Origin of the sequence: Oceanicella actignis (assembly GCF_900111545.1) — a bacterium.
Classification (GTDB): Bacteria; Pseudomonadota; Alphaproteobacteria; order Rhodobacterales; family Rhodobacteraceae; genus Oceanicella; species Oceanicella actignis.
Genome location: NZ_FOHL01000009.1, coordinates 1 through 15,489 on the forward strand (window position 1 = coordinate 1; position 15,489 = coordinate 15,489).

15 protein-coding genes are annotated in these 15,489 nt (G+C 68.1%); 7 read left to right on the top strand and 8 right to left on the bottom strand.

Annotated features, from left to right (window positions below; translation table 11 throughout):
- Window positions 1-112 precede the first annotated feature (112 nt).
- Window positions 113-376 carry a hypothetical protein gene (locus tag BMW67_RS15865; RefSeq protein ID WP_125459049.1) on the bottom strand — a complete coding sequence of 88 codons (264 nt, stop codon included), beginning with the start codon at window positions 374-376 and terminating at the stop codon, window positions 113-115.
- 195 nt (window positions 377-571) lie between these two features.
- Here BMW67_RS15865 and BMW67_RS12865 point away from each other — a divergent pair, with 195 nt between their 5' ends.
- The 6 genes from BMW67_RS12865 to BMW67_RS12890 all read left to right on the top strand — a co-directional run bounded on the left by BMW67_RS12865 (window position 572) and on the right by BMW67_RS12890 (window position 7,497).
- On the top strand, window positions 572-1,498 hold the full coding sequence (locus tag BMW67_RS12865) for a LysR family transcriptional regulator (protein WP_072748062.1): 927 nt from the start codon (window positions 572-574) through the stop codon (window positions 1,496-1,498).
- Between the two features lie 120 nt (window positions 1,499-1,618).
- Entirely contained in the window at window positions 1,619-2,617 is a 999-nt protein-coding gene (locus tag BMW67_RS12870) for a tripartite tricarboxylate transporter substrate binding protein (protein WP_072748061.1), read from the top strand.
- Window positions 2,618-2,673: 56 nt separating this feature from the next.
- Complete coding sequence (locus tag BMW67_RS12875; RefSeq protein WP_072748060.1) at window positions 2,674-3,249, top strand: tripartite tricarboxylate transporter TctB family protein; 576 nt, start codon at window positions 2,674-2,676, stop codon at window positions 3,247-3,249.
- On the top strand, window positions 3,249-4,763 hold the full coding sequence (locus BMW67_RS12880; RefSeq protein ID WP_072748059.1) for a tripartite tricarboxylate transporter permease: 1,515 nt from the start codon (window positions 3,249-3,251) through the stop codon (window positions 4,761-4,763). Before BMW67_RS12875 ends, BMW67_RS12880 begins: the two co-directional genes overlap by 1 nt.
- The gene (locus tag BMW67_RS12885; protein ID WP_072748058.1) at window positions 4,760-5,611 is read left to right on the top strand and encodes a shikimate dehydrogenase family protein; all 852 of its coding nucleotides are present in this window, start codon (window positions 4,760-4,762) and stop codon (window positions 5,609-5,611) included. Before BMW67_RS12880 ends, BMW67_RS12885 begins: the two co-directional genes overlap by 4 nt.
- On the top strand, window positions 5,608-7,497 hold the full coding sequence (locus BMW67_RS12890; RefSeq protein ID WP_072748057.1) for a bifunctional sugar phosphate isomerase/epimerase/4-hydroxyphenylpyruvate dioxygenase family protein: 1,890 nt from the start codon (window positions 5,608-5,610) through the stop codon (window positions 7,495-7,497). The genes BMW67_RS12885 and BMW67_RS12890 overlap by 4 nt, the downstream gene beginning before the upstream one ends.
- Before the next feature lie 90 nt (window positions 7,498-7,587).
- On the opposite strand, the gene BMW67_RS12895 is transcribed toward BMW67_RS12890, so the two are convergent.
- The 7 genes from BMW67_RS12895 to BMW67_RS12925 all read right to left on the bottom strand — a co-directional run bounded on the left by BMW67_RS12895 (window position 7,588) and on the right by BMW67_RS12925 (window position 14,382).
- The gene (locus BMW67_RS12895; protein ID WP_072748056.1) at window positions 7,588-7,938 is read right to left on the bottom strand and encodes a RidA family protein; all 351 of its coding nucleotides are present in this window, start codon (window positions 7,936-7,938) and stop codon (window positions 7,588-7,590) included.
- A gap of 14 nt (window positions 7,939-7,952) precedes the next feature.
- Window positions 7,953-9,053, bottom strand: a complete 1,101-nt coding sequence (locus BMW67_RS12900; protein WP_072748055.1) for an NAD(P)/FAD-dependent oxidoreductase — start codon at window positions 9,051-9,053, stop codon at window positions 7,953-7,955.
- The gene (locus BMW67_RS12905) at window positions 9,050-10,075 is read right to left on the bottom strand and encodes a histone deacetylase family protein (RefSeq protein ID WP_072748054.1); all 1,026 of its coding nucleotides are present in this window, start codon (window positions 10,073-10,075) and stop codon (window positions 9,050-9,052) included. The genes BMW67_RS12900 and BMW67_RS12905 overlap by 4 nt, the downstream gene beginning before the upstream one ends.
- Before the next feature lie 333 nt (window positions 10,076-10,408).
- A complete protein-coding gene (locus BMW67_RS12910; RefSeq protein WP_072748053.1) occupies window positions 10,409-11,485 on the bottom strand; it encodes an ABC transporter ATP-binding protein in 1,077 nt (358 codons plus the stop codon).
- 56 nt (window positions 11,486-11,541) lie between these two features.
- The gene (locus BMW67_RS12915) at window positions 11,542-12,690 is read right to left on the bottom strand and encodes an extracellular solute-binding protein (RefSeq protein WP_245728530.1); all 1,149 of its coding nucleotides are present in this window, start codon (window positions 12,688-12,690) and stop codon (window positions 11,542-11,544) included.
- 40 nt (window positions 12,691-12,730) lie between these two features.
- On the bottom strand, window positions 12,731-13,516 hold the full coding sequence (locus tag BMW67_RS12920; protein ID WP_072748079.1) for an ABC transporter permease subunit: 786 nt from the start codon (window positions 13,514-13,516) through the stop codon (window positions 12,731-12,733).
- Window positions 13,516-14,382, bottom strand: coding sequence for an ABC transporter permease (locus BMW67_RS12925; RefSeq protein ID WP_072748052.1), 867 nt, complete (start codon window positions 14,380-14,382; stop codon window positions 13,516-13,518). The genes BMW67_RS12920 and BMW67_RS12925 overlap by 1 nt, the downstream gene beginning before the upstream one ends.
- A 94-nt stretch (window positions 14,383-14,476) precedes the next feature.
- Between BMW67_RS12925 and BMW67_RS12930 the strand changes: the two genes are divergently transcribed.
- Complete coding sequence (locus BMW67_RS12930; protein ID WP_072748051.1) at window positions 14,477-15,442, top strand: LysR family transcriptional regulator; 966 nt, start codon at window positions 14,477-14,479, stop codon at window positions 15,440-15,442.
- The last annotated feature ends 47 nt before the right edge of the window (window positions 15,443-15,489 follow it).

Below are 15,489 nucleotides of genomic sequence, written 5' to 3' on the forward strand. Positions count from 1 at the left end.
TCGGGCGTACGCTCGTAGTGCGCCGCACCGAGAAATCGTTCGCGCTCGATCTGCATCGCCAGCTCAAAGGCCCGGGCGAACACCGAGGCGATCTCGCCAGGGCCGTGCTCGATCAGCTGTTCCAAGACCGCCTCAACCGCCGTATCCTTCCGTCTGTCCATTCGCGCTTCTCCATGGTCGTTCGGCAACTCCATGGAATACCAGGATGGGCAGCCCCTGTTGGGGCATGCCCCAGCAGGGGCTCAAGGCCCCAGCCCAAAGCGAATTTCCAGACATCACGGTACAGTACCGACGGATGCTGCGCCTCGTTGTCGAGAACCAGCCGCACGGCGCGCTCGCGCACTTCCGGGGAAAATCTGTTCGTCGTCTTGCTCATGATACTCCATCCTGCTCAAGAGTTGGAGCCTCCGGCAAACCCGGCGCGGTTCAGAGCGACGGTCGGCGCCCTGTCTCGTCCCCAAGGGCGCGACGAGGCGCTTCGTTTGGCCGCCGGGACTCTTGTGCGGATGGGTATTAACGTCAGGCACCTATTTTAGCGCAAGCGTAACGTGAAGTTAAGGGGGGGAGGGGCATGCCTGAGATGACCTTGCGGCAGATCGAGGTGATCCGCGCCGTGATGATGACGGGCACGATCAGCGGCGCGGCGAAGATGCTCAACGTCTCGGCGCCGGGGATCAGTCGGCTTGTCAAGCACACCGAGGAATCCCTCGGCATTCGCCTGTTCGAACGCAAGGCCGGGCTGTTCACGCCCTCGGTCGAGGCGGGGCGCGTGTTCGATCAGCTGCGCGAGGTCTGCAAGGGCGTCGAGAACCTGCAGCTTGCCGTCAGCTCCCTGCAACGGGGCGAAGATGTTCGCCTTGCATTCGCGACGGCGCCCTCGATCGCCCAGTTCATCGCCGCGCGGGTGATGCGCCAGGTTCGCAGCCGGTATGACGATCTGTTCGTCGACATGAACGTGATCAAGATCGAGGAAACGGTCGACTATCTGTTGCTCGAGCGCGGCGAGTTCGTGATCATGAGTTCGGCCGTGGAGAACGCGGCCATCGAGAACGAGGAAATCGCTCAAGGCCGCCTCGTCGCCATCCTGCCGGAAGGGCACCGTCTTGCGCGCAAGGATGCCGTCTCGGCTGCGGATCTGGCGGCGGAGCCCCTGATCGGCGTCGATCCTTCCGATCCTTACGGGCGGATGCTGGCGCGGCCTTTCGAGGTCGCGGGGGTGAAGCCGCGCTACGCGATGCGCGGCCGTTTTGCACAGACGCTGGTCAGCATGGTGCGCCACGGCCTGGGCGTGGCCGTCATCGACGAGTTTTCCGTGGCCGAGGTCTACATGCCGGGCCTCGAGCGCAGGCCGTTGGTCGAGGATGTTCGGGTCAGGAGCTTCGTGTCGCGAAAAAGGGGGCGAACGCTTTCGAGGTTCGCCGAGCACACCATCGCGCAGTTCCGGCGCGAGCTGGGCAAGGCGGTCGAGGACGGCCCATGGTATCGGTCGAAGAAATAACATCAGGTTATGATGAGAGACGAAAAAGAATTTTACGTTAAGCGCGGATTGGGCCGATAACGCTATGGCGGCTCGCCGGCTTCGGTCGGCGGCGAACCCGCGACAGCAGGGAGGAAAACCATGAAGCGGATGCTTGCAGGCGCGCTTGCGCTGGCGCTGACGGCCACGGCGGCCGTCGCCGAATACCCCGAGAAGGAAATCCAGGGCATCATCCAGTGGGGAGCCGGCGGCTCGACCGATACGGTGATGCGCTCGGTCACCCCGCACGCCGAGAAGGTTCTGGGCGGCGTCATCGTGTTGCAGAACATGACGGGGGCGGTGGGCGCGATCGCGCTCAATTATGTGGCCGGTCAACCCGCCGACGGCTACACGCTGCTGATGGGCGCCGAGAACCCGATGCTCTACAAGGTGATGGGGCTGGGCGACAAGGACTATGGCGAGTTCATTCCGATCTCGATCCTGGCGCGCGGGACTGCGGTTCTGGTCGCGCGACCGGACACGCCCTTCGACGACTACGCCGAGATGATCTCGTATGTGAAGGCGCATCCGGGCGAGGTGAAGTTCGGCTCGACCGGCCCGGGCGGCCTGCCTTCGGTGATCAACGCCATGATCGGCGCCGTCGAGGGCGAGCTCGACGTCACGCGCGTTCCCTATGACGGCGACGGCCCGGCGCTGACCGCCCTTCAGGGCGGCGCCATCGACGTCATGCCGGCCGTTCTGGGCGCCGCGATCGAGCCGATCCGGGCGGGCAAGATGAAGGTGCTGGCGATCATGGACTCGCAGCCCAACGCCAAGCTGCCCGACGCGCCCTATGTCACGCAGTTCAACGCGGGCTATGAGACTTACCTTCCGTGGGGTCCGTTCTTTGGCGTCTTCGTGCGCAAGGGCACGCCGGACGAGGCGGTGCGCAAGCTGACCGAAGCCTACGCCAAGGGCGCCCAGCATCCCGATTTCGTCAAGCTGATGAACGACCGCGGCTTCACGCTGATGGGCATTTCCGGCAAGGAGGCCGAGGATTTCCTCGCGAAGTGGCAGCAGGGCACGGCCTGGCTTCTGCATGACGCCGGTCTGACCAAGGCGTCGCCGGAAGCATTCGGCATCGCCCGTCCCGGCAACTGAGCGAACCGAGCGGGGCCGGCCCGAAACCGGCCCCGCGATGCTCCAGGGAGGACGATATGGAGCGCATCGATCCCGAACATCATGACGGAACGTCGCATGCCACGCCGGGGGGCGAGCCTGACCGGCGCCGACCCGGCGAGCTGGGCTTCGCGGCCTTCCTGCTTCTGACGAGCCTGTTCCTGCTGGTCAGCGCCTGGGGCATCGAGAACCCCTTCGGCCCGAACGGGATGTCCTCGCCGCGCGCGCTGCCGGTGGCGACCACCGCGACGATGGCGGTCGCGGCGGCGATCATCCTGGCGCGAACCGCGCGGCTGCCGCGCGATGCGAGCGAGACTTTCGCGCGCGACATCCTGCCCGCCCGCGCGCTGCTCTTCGTCGGCCTGCTGGCGGGATACGCCCTGCTTCTGAGGCCCGTGGGATTTCTGCCCACCTCCGCGATCTTTCTGGCCGTTGCGATCCGCCATCTCGAGCGCCGCAGCTGGGGATGGACGCTGGCCGTCTCTCTGGGCGCCCTTCTGGCGATCTGGCTTGTCTTCCGCATCGTCTTCACCGTGCTGATGCCCGCGGGCATCGTGCCCGAAGCCGAGATCATCCAGTTTTTCCGGGCGCTGGCGAAGGGGGCGGTCGGGTGATGGAGGCGCTGTCGGGTCTGATCGTCCTGTTCGCCCAGCCGCAGCTGTTGCTGCTGGTGGGGCTTGGCACCTTCGCCGGCATCTATATCGGCGCGATTCCCGGTCTTTCGGTCACCATGGCGGTGTCGATCCTGATTTCCTTCACCTTCTCGTGGGATGTCCTTCCGGCCATCGCGCTGATGATCGGCATCTACATGGGCGGGGTCTATGGCGGTTCGCGCACGGCGATCCTGCTGAACATTCCCGGCGCGCCCTCGGCCATCGCCACCGCGCTTGACGGCTACCCGATGGCCAAGCGCGGCGAGGCCGGAGTCGCCATCGGCGTGACCACCGTCATGAGCTTCATCGGGGGCTTCGTGGGCATCGCGGTGCTGGCGCTGGCCGCGCCCCTGGTCAGCGACTTCGCCCTCAGCTTCCAGCCGCGCGACTACATGCTGCTGGCCATCCTGGGCATCCTGCTGGTGGGCTCGCTCAGCCAGGGATCGCTGACCAAGGGCATCTTCGCCGGGGCGCTGGGAATCGCGATCGGACTGGTGGGGCGCGACCCGCTGACCTTCGCCGAGCGCTTCACCTTCGATTTCCAGATCCTCGAGGGCGGCATCTCGTTCATCGCGGTGATGATCGGCATGTTCGGCGTCTCCGAAGCGTTGATCCAGATGCATCATGTCGACAAGCGCGCGATGCGGCAGAAGATCGACCGCGTCGTTCCCTCGCTGGCCACGGTGCGCAAGCATCTGCCGCTCAGCCTGCAGACCTCGACCATCGGCGTGATCGTCGGGGCGTTGCCCGGAACCGGCGGGGACATCGCCGCGCTCATGGCCTACGACCACGCCAAGCGCGTGACCAGGAATCCCGAGCCCCCGTTCGGCGAGGGCGCGATGGAGGGGCTGGTGGCCCCCGAGACCGCCAACAACGCCGCCGTGGGCGGGGCCTTCATCCCCATGATGACGCTGGGGATACCCGGCGATGCGGTGACGGCCATCATGATCGGCGCGCTCTTCATCCATGGGCTCAATCCCGGCCCGATGCTGATGATCGACAAGCCCGACATGTTCTGGTTCATCGTCGGTTGCCTCGTGGCGGCGAACGTCTTCATGCTGATCTTCGGGCTGACGGGCATCCGGCTTTTCGCCAGGATCGTCGAGATGCCGCGGAGCGTGCTGATCCCGCTCATCCTGCTTCTGTCGATCGTCGGCGCCCATGCGGTGAACAACTCGATCGCCGACGTCTACTGGATGCTGGGCTTCGGCGTGCTGGGCTACTTCATGCGCCACTATGGCTATCCGCTCGGGCCGGTGATCCTGGGAGTGATCCTGTCGCGGCTGCTCGACGACAACTGGCGCCGGGCGATCATCTCGGAACGCGGGGATCTTGGCCTGTTCTTCGCGGGGATCCTTTCCAGCCCGCTTTCGCTGGCGCTGTTCGCGTCGGTGATCCTGATCTTCGTCTCCCAGACCCCGCTCTGGACGCGGGCCAAGGCGCGCCTTTTCCCCAACGCACAGAGGAACCCATGAGCTGCGAACCCGACCTCAAGCTGGGTTTGATCGGCGACAACATCGCCCGGTCCCGCTCGCCGCTGCTGCATCGCCTGGCTGGAGAGCAACACGGCCTGCGCGTGCAATACGACCGCCTGATCCCCCGCGACCTTGGCGAGGACTTCGATGCCGTTTTCGCGCGGTGCGCGGGCGGGGGCTATCGCGGCGTCAACGTCACCTATCCCTACAAGGAACGGGCCGCGGCGAAGGTGATCGTCGAGGATCCGCTGGTCCGCGCCATCGGGGCGGTCAACACGGTGCTGTTCGAGCCCGATGGGCCGCGCGGATGCAACACCGACTACACGGGCTTCATCGCCGCCTATCGCGCGGCGCGCGGCGAGGCGTCGCCCGGCGTCTGCTGCCTGATCGGCGCCGGAGGCGTCGGCCGCGCCCTGGCGTTCGGCCTTGTCGCCCTGGGCGCCGACGAGATCCGCCTGGTCGACAGCCGCGCGGAAAAGGCCGAGGCGCTGGCGCGCGATCTGCGCGCCGTGTCGGCGGCCTCGAAGGTCGCGGTCTTCGCCGAGGCGGCGGACGCCGCCCGGGGCGCGAGCGGCATCCTGAACGGAACCCCCGTCGGGATGGTCGGCCATGACGGCACGCCCCTTGACGCGCAGGGCATGAGAGGCGCGGCCTGGGCTTTCGACGCCGTCTACACGCCGGTCGACACCCTCTTCCTGCGCGACGCGGATGCGCAGGGCCTCGAGACGATTTCGGGCTACGAGCTGTTCTTCTGGCAGGGCGTGCATGCCTGGGCGCATTTCGCAGGGCTGCCGCTGGACGAGGCCCGGCTTCGCGTCGCCTTGCTGGAACGCGGAGAGGCGGCATGAAGACCTCGATCGCGACGGTGTCGATCTCGGGCAGTCTGAGGGAAAAGCTTGCGGCCATCTCGAAGATCGGCTTCGACGGGATCGAGATCTTCGAACAGGACTTCATAGCCGACGAAGGCAGCCCGCGCGAAATCGGCCGGATGATCCGCGACCACGGGCTGGAGATCACGCTGTTCCAGCCCTTTCGCGACTTCGAGGGGCTGACCGGCGAGGCGCGCAGACGCGCCTTCGACCGGGCAAGATGCAAGTTCGACACGATGGTCGAACTGGGCGCGGAGCTGCTTCTTGTCTGTTCCTCCGTTCATCCCGAGTCCCTGGGCGGGATCGACCGCGCGGCGCAGGACCTGGCCGAGCTGGGCGACATCGCCGCCGAACGGGGCCTGCGCGTCGGCTACGAGGCGCTGGCCTGGGGGCGGCATGTCAACGACCATCGCGACGCGTGGGAGATCGTGCGCCGGGCCGATCACCCCAATGTCGGGCTCATCCTCGACAGTTTCCACACGCTGGCCCGCAAGATCGACCCGAACACGATCCGCCGCATCCCCGGCGACAGGATCTTCTTCGTGCAGCTGGCCGATGCGCCGCAGATCGAGATGGACCTGCTCTACTGGTCGCGTCATTTCCGCTGCATGCCGGGCGAGGGAGATCTGCCCGTGCAGGCGTTCATGCAGGCGGTGGCGGCGACGGGCTATGACGGGCCGGTCAGCCTCGAGATCTTCAACGACCAGTTCCGCGGCGGCCGCCCGGAAGGGTTGGCGCGCGACGGCTATCGTTCCCTGGCGGCGCTGATGGACGACGTTCGCCGCGCCGAGCCGGACATTCGCATCAAGGTTCCCGACATGCCCGCGCGCGTCGCCGCGCAGGGCGTGGCCTTCATCGAGTTCGCAACCCGCGGCGAAGAGGCCGAGGCGCTGGCGAAGCTGCTGCATTGCATGGGGTTTCGTCACGTCGGCGACCATGTCTCGAAGCGTGTGGCGCTGTGGCGGCAGGGCGAAGCGCGGGTCGTGGTGAACGCCGAGACCGAGGGGTTCGCCAATTCGGCCTATCTCGTGCACGGCACGACCGTTTGCGACGTCGGCCTGTCGGTCTCCAGCGCCGCCGACACCGTGGCGCGGGCGCTTGCGCTGGCCGCCGAACCCTTCGAGCAGCCGGTGGGGCCGGGCGAAATGAAGATCCCGGCCATTCGCAGCGTCGGCGGCAGCGTGATGCACTTCATCGACCAGGTCAGCGGCCTGTCCGACGTCTGGTCGGTCGAGTTCCGCGGCTCGGGCGAAGCGAAGCCGGGCGGCGCCGGCCTGACCCGGATCGACCACGTCGCCGAGACGATGAACTACGACGAGATGCTCAGCTGGTCGTTGTTCTACACCTCGATCTTCGACATGGAGCGCACGCCCATGGTCGACGTGGTCGATCCCGATGGCCTTGTGCGCAGTCAGGCGATCAAGTCGCGCGACGGTCGGACGCGCATCACCCTGAACGGCGCCGAGACGCACCGCACCCTGGCCGGCAGCTTCCTGGCCGAGAGCTTCGGCGGTGCGGTCCAGCATGTGGCCTTCGCCACGGACGACATCTTCGCCACCGCGCGCGCCATGGCCGATCTGGGCTTCGAGCCCTTGCCGATGACGGTGAACTACTATCACGACCTGCGCGCGCGCTTCGGGTTGGAGCCGTCGCGCGTGGAAGAGCTGATGGCCTTCAACATTCTTTACGATGAAGACGCCGACGGAGCCTTCTTCCAGTTCTACAGCCGGCCCTTCGCCGAGGGCCTGTTCTTCGAGGTCGTCCAGCGCGTCGGGGGCTATGACGGCTACGGCGCCGCGAACGCGCCCTTCCGCATCGCCGCGCAGAAAAGGCTGATGCGGCCGAAGGGCGTGCCGCGCAAATAGCGTCGCGCCATCGCTCGCCCGCGCCTTGGCCGCGCCGCAGCCCCCGCAGCGCGCGGCCGGGGCGGCGGGGCGGGCGAAGCGCCGGCGGGGTCAGCCGCGGGCGGCGACCACGATGAATTCGACCCGATGCCCGGGCGTCGCAAGCTTCGCCTCGCCGCAGGCGCGCGCAGGCGCATGGCCGGCCGGCGCCCACGCGTCCCAGACGGCGTTCATTTGCGCGAAATCGGCCATGTCGGCCAGCCAGATGGTGCATTGCAGGATGCGCGTCTTGTCCGAGCCCGCCTCGGCCAGCAGCGCCTCGATCTTGCTCAGGCACTCCCTCGTCTGCTCGGCGACGTCGGCGCCGGGGCTGCCCACCTGGCCTGCAAGATGGATCGTGTCGCCATGGATGACGATCTGGCTCATGCGCGCGTCGGTGCGCATTCTGACGATGTCGGACATGGGTTCTCCTTCGGTCAGGGATGAAATCGCGCCGGCGACAGCGCCGCCGTCACGGCTGGCGGCAGGTCGGGCGCCGCTCCTGCGACAAGGCGCGCCGTCGCCGCGGCCAGGGCCGGGGCCGTCTGCACCCCGTAGCCGCCCTGTCCGGCCAGCCAGAAAAAGCCCTCGGCGCCGGGGTCGAAGCCGACGATCGGCGTGCGGTCGGGGGCGAAGGTGCGCAGCCCCGCCCAGGCGTGCTCGACGCGGGCGACGCGAATGGCGACCGCCTGCTCGAAGCGGTGAAGCCCCTCGGCAAGGGCCGTGTCGTCGACGAAGGCGTCATGCGGGGCGACGGGGTCCTCGTCGGCGGGGCTGACCAGAAGCTTGCCGGCTTCGGGCTTGGCATACCAACGCTCGGTCGCCGAGGCGAAAAGGGGCCAGGCGCGAATGTCGCGCCCCTCGGGCGCGGGCAGGATCGCGGCCGATCTGCGGAAGGGCTGGAGGGGCGCCGCGCCAAGCCCGGCCAGCGCGGCGATCTGGCCCGCCCATGCGCCTGCCGCGTTCACGACGACGGGGGCGGCGTGCGCGGCGCCGCCCGCCTCGACCCGCCACAGCCCGCCCCGGCGGCCAAGCGCCGTGACGGGGGCGCCGGTCTCGATCCGTCCGCCGCGCGCCTTCAGAAGCCTCAGATACCCGGTCAGCATCCGATCGACGTCGATGTCCTGCGCGTTGCGCTCGAGAACTGCGCCGCGCACCGCCTCGGGGCGCAGAATGGGCACAAGCTCCATCGCCTCGGCGGGGGTCAGCGTCTCGAGGCCCTCGGCGCCGTCGGCGTAGGCGGCCAGCGCGTCGAGCTCGTCCTCGGCCGCGACGATCATCTCGCCGCGCGGCGACAGAAGGCTGCGGTCCGAGACCCCCTCGGGCTTTTCGAGCGCCCCGGCCGAAGCGGCGTTCAGCGCGCGCAGCGTCTCGTTGCCGTAATTGCGGATGAAGATCGCGGCCGAGCGGCCGGTGGAATGATAGCCGGTCTGCCGCTCGGCCTCGAGGACCAGCACGGCGCAGTCGGCGGCCAGCAGGGCCGCCGCGCTGATCCCGGCGATGCCGCCGCCGATCACGATGACGTCGGGGCGGCTCACAGCGCGTCCCGCAGGCCGACGAGGACCCTGGTCAGGTTGATCCCGAGCGCGTCCGAAACATAGCCGCCTTCCTGCACCAGCGCCACCGGAAGCCCCGCACCGGCCAGCGCGGCGCCGATCCGCGCGAAGCCGTCCTGCGTGACCGCGAAGCCCTGGAATGGATCGTCGATCGACGCGTCGAGGCCCAGCGCGACCACGAGCGCGTCGGCCCCGAAGCTGCGGATGCGCGTCAGGGCGATGTCGAGGGCGGCCAGGTGCTCGGCGTCGCCCGTTCCGCGAGGAAGCGGCAGGTTGAGGTTGCAGCCCAGCCCCGCGCCGGCGCCCCGCTCGTGCGCGTATCCCCAGAAGAAGGGATAGAAGCGCGCGGGATCGGCGTGAATCGACACGGTCAGCACGTCGGCGCGCTCGTAAAAGATGCCCTGCGTCCCGTTGCCGTGATGCACGTCGATGTCCAGAATGGCGGGCCGGAAGCCGGCCGCGCGCAGCCGCTCGGCGGCGATGGCCGCATTGTTCAGAAAGCAGAAGCCGCCGGCCAGATCCGCGAAGGCGTGATGGCCGGGCGGGCGCGAAAGAGCGTAGGCGGCGCGCTCGCCGCCGGCGATCAGATCGGCGGCCGCGATGGCGCCTTGCGCGGACCAGTAGGCGGCTTGCCACGTGCCTTCGGCGATCGGGCAGGCGGTGTCGGCCTGATGATAGCCCGCCTGTCCCACCGCCGATTTCGGATAGCCGTCTGCGCGGCTGGCCGGGTGAATGTTCGGGATGACCTCGGCGCCGGCGCCGGGGATGCGGCGCCAGCGAGCGTGGATGCTCTGCAGAAAGGTCAGATATTCGGCGCTGTGGACCGCGGCGATGGGGCCGATTCCGGCGTCGTCCGGGGCGCGGAAAACGCAGCCTGCGGCCTCGGCGCCCGCTTTGAGGATCTCGATCCGCCGGGGTTGCTCGGGGTTCGGCAAGAGCGCTCCGTTGGCCATGAAATGCTTGGGGTCGTGCAGCCATTGCCGGTCGTCGAAAAGGGCGATCATCGTCTCTCTCCCAGGATTGCGCGGCCAACCGCCCCGGAGCGGCCCGAGACGGGAAGCGCCCGCCGCGATCGCGGCGGCGCGCTCGGGGCGAGCATCGCGCGGGGCCGCTCGGACGCCTTGGGCGCAAGATTGGAGCGGTGGCCGAAGGCGGTTCTCGCGCTCGGCCGGCGCGCCGCTTCCAGGGCATGGCCGCGGCGATGGCCGGCGTTGCGGATCATGGCGCCGGAAAGGCGGTCCGGCCGTCGCCGCCCTTCGGCGTCCGGCATGCCGACGCGCCGCGCTGGGGCGAGGCAGGGGCGGCGCCCTTGTTCCTGGCGAAACAGGCCGCGCATCTCAGGTCCCCGGAAGGCCGGCGCAATCCTGCGGCCGGAAGGCGGCGACGACGCGCGCGCCCACGGCGAAGGGGCGCTCTTCGATGAGGTTGATCGCCTGGAACTGGCGCTCGCCGATCCGCACGAAATAGCGCACGGTCTGGCCCTGATAATCGACGGTCTCGACCACCGCCGGCGCCGTGATCCGCCCGTCGCAGGGCGCGCCTTCGGGCAGAAGCTGCAGCTTCTCGGCGCGCAGCACCAGCTTGGCCGGCCCTTCGCGCAGCTTGGGGGCCCGCGCCGCGGGAACGGCGATCGCGCCAAGGCCGGGGGCCTCGAGCGTCGCGCCCTCGGGGCCGCGCCGCGTGCACATGCACGGGACGATGTTCGACGCGCCCAGGAAATTGGCGACGAACTCGCTTGCCGGGGCGTTGTAGACCTGTTCGGGAGCGCCGACCTGCTCGACGCGGCCGGCGCTCATGACCACGATGCGGTCGGACATGGCCAGGGCCTCGGACTGGTCATGGGTGACGAAGACCGTGGTCACCCCGATCCGCTCCTGGATGCGCTTCAGCTCGACCCGCATGTCTTCGCGAAGATTGGCGTCCAGCGCCGAAAGCGGCTCGTCCAGAAGCAGCACGTCGGGTTCGATCACGATCGCCCTGGCCAGCGCCACGCGCTGCTGCTGGCCGCCCGAAAGCTCTCGCGGGCGGCGCGCGCCCAGATCGGGAAGCTGCACCAGCTCGAGCGCCGCCTGCACCCGCCTTGGAATGTCGGCCTTGGGCACGTCGCGATACCTCAGCCCGAAGGCGACGTTCTCGGCCACGCTCTTGTGCGGGAAAAGCGCGTAGTTCTGGAACACCACGCCCAGATTGCGCTTGTGGATCGGGATGTCGTTGACCCGTCTGCCGCCGATCACGATGTCGCCCTCGGTCGGGTCGAGCAGCCCGGCGATCATGCGCAGCGTCGTGGTCTTGCCGCAGCCCGAGGGGCCGAGCAGCGTCACGAAGGCGCCGTCGGGAATGTCGAGCGTCGTCTTGTGAACGGCGGTGAAATCGCCGAAGCGCTTCACGATGTTCTTGAGCAGAACGGAACTCACGGGCCGGATCCTCGGTCAGATGGCGCCCCCTTCCGCAGGGGAAGGGGGCCGTGTCGTCAGTAGCCGCGCTGAACGCGGCCGAAGGTCTTGGACCAGGCCGCCTCGTGGCTGTTCCAGTAGGCGGGGTCGGCGAAGGTCAGCCCGGCAAGCGTGCCGCTGGGATCGAAGGCGGGCAGCGTCGGGATCTTGGGGCCAAGATCGACCTTGGTGGGATCGAGCGCGGGCGGGTAGTTCTGCGCCTCGGCCACGGCGATGGCGGTCTCGGGGGCGAGCATGAAGTTGAGCAGCTCCTCGCAGGCCTCCATGGGCGAGCCCTTGATGACGAACATGCATTCCTGCCAGCCGAAGCCGTTCGGCGGGTCGATGTATCCGATGTCGTGGCCCTGTTCCTGCAAGGCGTAGATGCGGCCGGACCAGCCCTCGGTGACGTGAACCTCGCCCTCGGCCAGAAGGCTCATCAGCTCGGCGCCGGAGTTCCAGTATTTGAGCGCAAGATCGCGATGGGCGCGCACCGCGTCCCAGGCCGCATCCTCGTCGACGATGCCGTTCGGGTCCTGGCCCGTCTGCAGCGCCGCATACCACATCCGGGTGCGCCAGTCGGCCCAGCCGCTGATCTTGCCCTTGTGCGCGGGGTCGATCAGCAGCTTCGCGCCCTTCTCCTTCGCCTCGTCGTCCGAGATGTGCGCGCGGTTGTAGGCGATGCCGGTGGTTCCGTAGTCGTAGGGCACGCAGGACAGCGCGCCGCCGCTCACCTTGCGGAACACGTCGATCAGCTTGGGGATGACGTATTGCAGGTTGGGGATGTTCTTCTCGTTCAGCTCCGAGGTCAGACCCAGATTGTGATAGCGCGCGTAGTCGAACACGCCCGACAGATGGGCGATGTTGTATTCGCCCGGCTGGCTGGCCTTGACGCGGCTCAGATACTCGTCGCCGCCGCCGAAGGTTCCGTCCACGACCTTGACGCCGGTCGCCGCCTCGAACGGGTCGAAGGCGTGCTTGCGCAGCGCCTCGGAAACGACGCCGCCCCAGCCGTCGAAGCGGATGTGGGTCACCTCCTTGGCCAGCGCGCGATAGGGGGTGGCAAGCCCGCAGGCCGCGCCGGCGGCGCCCAGCAGCCCCAGAAAGCTGCGGCGGTCCAGATCGCCGTTCATGTAGCGTTCGCGCAGGCGCTCGCAGCGGGCGACGGCGTTCATCTTGCGTGTCATGGTCTTCTCCTTGTCGGTTCGGTCGTGTTGCGCCGGGCGTTCAGCCGCCGTCCTTCATCGCAAGCCTTCGCGCGATCGCGGCCCCGAGCAGCGGCAGGCCCACGGTCATGACGATCATCGCCGTCCCCAGCGCGTTGATCTCGGGGCTGATCGAATTGCGCAGCATCGCGAAGATCTGCGTGGGCACGGTCTCGACCCCGCCGGGCTTCCAGAAAAGCGTGCCGGTGACGTCGTCGAAGCTGACGGTGAAGGCGAAAAGCCCGCCCGCCAGAACCGCCGGCCGCATCAGGGGCAGGGTGACCTGGAAGAATGCCTGCGCCGGCGAAGCGCCCAGGCTCATCGCGGCCTCTTCCACGTCGCGCCGGATCGAGACGAGCCTGGCCTGCACGACCAGCACCACGAAGGGCAGCGTGAAGATGACATGGCCGAGCAGAAGCAGCGCGAAGCTCTTGTGCAGCCCGAGAAAGTCCAGGAACAGAAGCAGCGCGACGGCCAGCACCACCTCGGGCACGAGGATCGGCGCGATCAGAAGGGTCGAGATCGCGTTCGCCCCGGGCACGCGGTAGCGCACCAGCGCCAGGGCCGCCAGCACGCCGAGCGTCGTCGAGATAAGCGCCGTCAGAAGGCCCAGCGCGACCGAGGTGCGAAAGGCGCGCAGGATCGCCTCGTTGCTCCACAGCTCGGCGAACCAGCGCAGGGAAAGCCCGGTCATGGGAAAGCTGCCGAACTGGCTGTCGTTGAAGCTCAGCAGCACGACCACGCCCACGGGCAGGAACATGAAGACGTAGACGGCGATCGCCCAGGCGCGGATCAGCTGCCAGCCCATCATCCAAGCCCCTTCATCAGCTGCGTCATGCCCAGATAGCGGTTGTAGATCGCGACCAGCGCTCCGAGGACGAGCAGAAGCATCAGGCTCAGCGCCGAGCCGAGCGGCCAGTTGAGTTGCGTGATGATCGCCTCGAAGACGAGATTGGCGAACATCGCATCCCGCGGCCCGCCCAGGATCAGCGGCGTGATGTAGGTCCCCGCGCCGAGGACGAAGCAAAGCAGCCCTCCCGCCGCGAGGCCGGGCAGGGACAGGGGCAGCGTGACCTCGAGAAAGCTTTGCCAGCGCGTCGCGCCAAGCGAGTTGGCGGCCGCTTCGACGTTGGCGTCGATGCCCTCGAGGCTGACGAAGACGTTGAGGATCATGAAGGGCAGCAGGTAGTGCGTCAGCCCGAGAATGACCGCCGCCTCGTTGTAGAGCATGTTGACGGGTTCGGAGACGACCCCCAGGGCCATGAGCGCCGCGTTCGCCGCGCCCGATGCGCCCAGGATGTTGATCCAGCTCATCGTGCGGATGATGTAGCTGATCCAGAAGGGCAGCATCAGCAGCAGCACCATCAGCAGCTTATCCCCGCGCGAGCGCGCGATGAAGTAGGCCGTCGGATAGCCCATCAGCGCGCAGACCGCGGTCGTGATCGCCGCGATGCGCAGCGTGCTCAGAAGAATGTCGCGATAGAACGGGTCGGTCAGCGCCTCGCGCCAGTTGTCGAGAAAGAAGCCGGGCTGGTCCGCGCCGGTCGCGGTTCTGAGCCAGAAGCTGTAGACCAGGATGAAGAGGAGCGGCACGAACAGCAGCAGCGTCACCGCGCTCAGCGCCGGGGCGAGCAGGATCCAGGGTTGGCGGGCTTCGCGGGCTTCGACGGACATTCCGTTTCCAGGCTGAACAATGTTGCGTCGAGGATGCAAAGCGGCCAGTCATGGATCAAATAGATAATGGGAATTTTCGGCATTGACGGAATCAATGGAACGCGGCCCGAGGATCGATCCCGAGCGCATCGCCCGCGAGCTTGACTGGAACCTCTTGCGCACCTTCGTCGTCCTGGCCGAAAGCCGCTCGATCACCGAGGCGGCGCGGCGGCTGCGGCGCAAGCAGCCCTCGGTGTCTTCGGCCCTCAAGCGGCTCGAGGAACGCATCGGGCGCAAGCTGCTGGAGCGCTCGCCGGGCTGCTACGAGCTGACCGATGCGGGGCGGCTGCTTTATCGCGAGGCGGTCGAGATCAACGGCTCGGTGTTGCGCCTTTCGACGCTGCTGCGCGAAATCAAGGACGAGGTTCAGGGGCATGTGCGCATCTGTGTCGCCAGCCATGTGGTCTGTCCGCTTTTCGACCGCGCCCTGGCCGATTTCCATGCCGCTCATCCCGCGGCCACGATCGAGATCGACGTCAAGCCAAGCGCCGAAGCCGTCGCCGAGCTGCGCGCCAAGCGGGCGTCCTTCGCCGTCTGCCTCGTCAAGGACCGCGATCCCAGGCTGGAATACCGGCGCCTGTATCGCGAGTTCTTCGGCCTTTATTGCGGCCCGCGGCACGAGCTGTTCGGGCGCAAGGGGCTGACGCTGGCCGATCTGGCGGGGCACGCCGCCGTCAGCTTCGAGACCGACCGGCTGCACGACGCCCTCGGCCCCGTGGCGCTGCTGCGGGCGCAGGCCGGGATGGGCGAAAGGATCGCCGGGCTCTCGAGCCATCTGGAGGAGGTGCGGCGCATGATCGTCGCGGGGCTCGGCGTCGGTCCCCTGCCGGTCCATGTGGCCCGGCGCGACGTCGAGGACGGGCTGCTGTGGCAGACGCCGCCCTATTCGGGGCTGCCCGCGATCGACGTGCATGTGGTCTGGAACCCCCATGCCGCCAGGAACCGCGCCGAAGAGCGGCTCTTGCAGCTGCTGCTCGACATGGTGGCCGCGACCCCGCTCGAAGAGCGGACCTACGGCTGAAACCGGCGCCCCGCCCCGCCGCAGGAGCGGCGCGCCGGCGCGGCCGC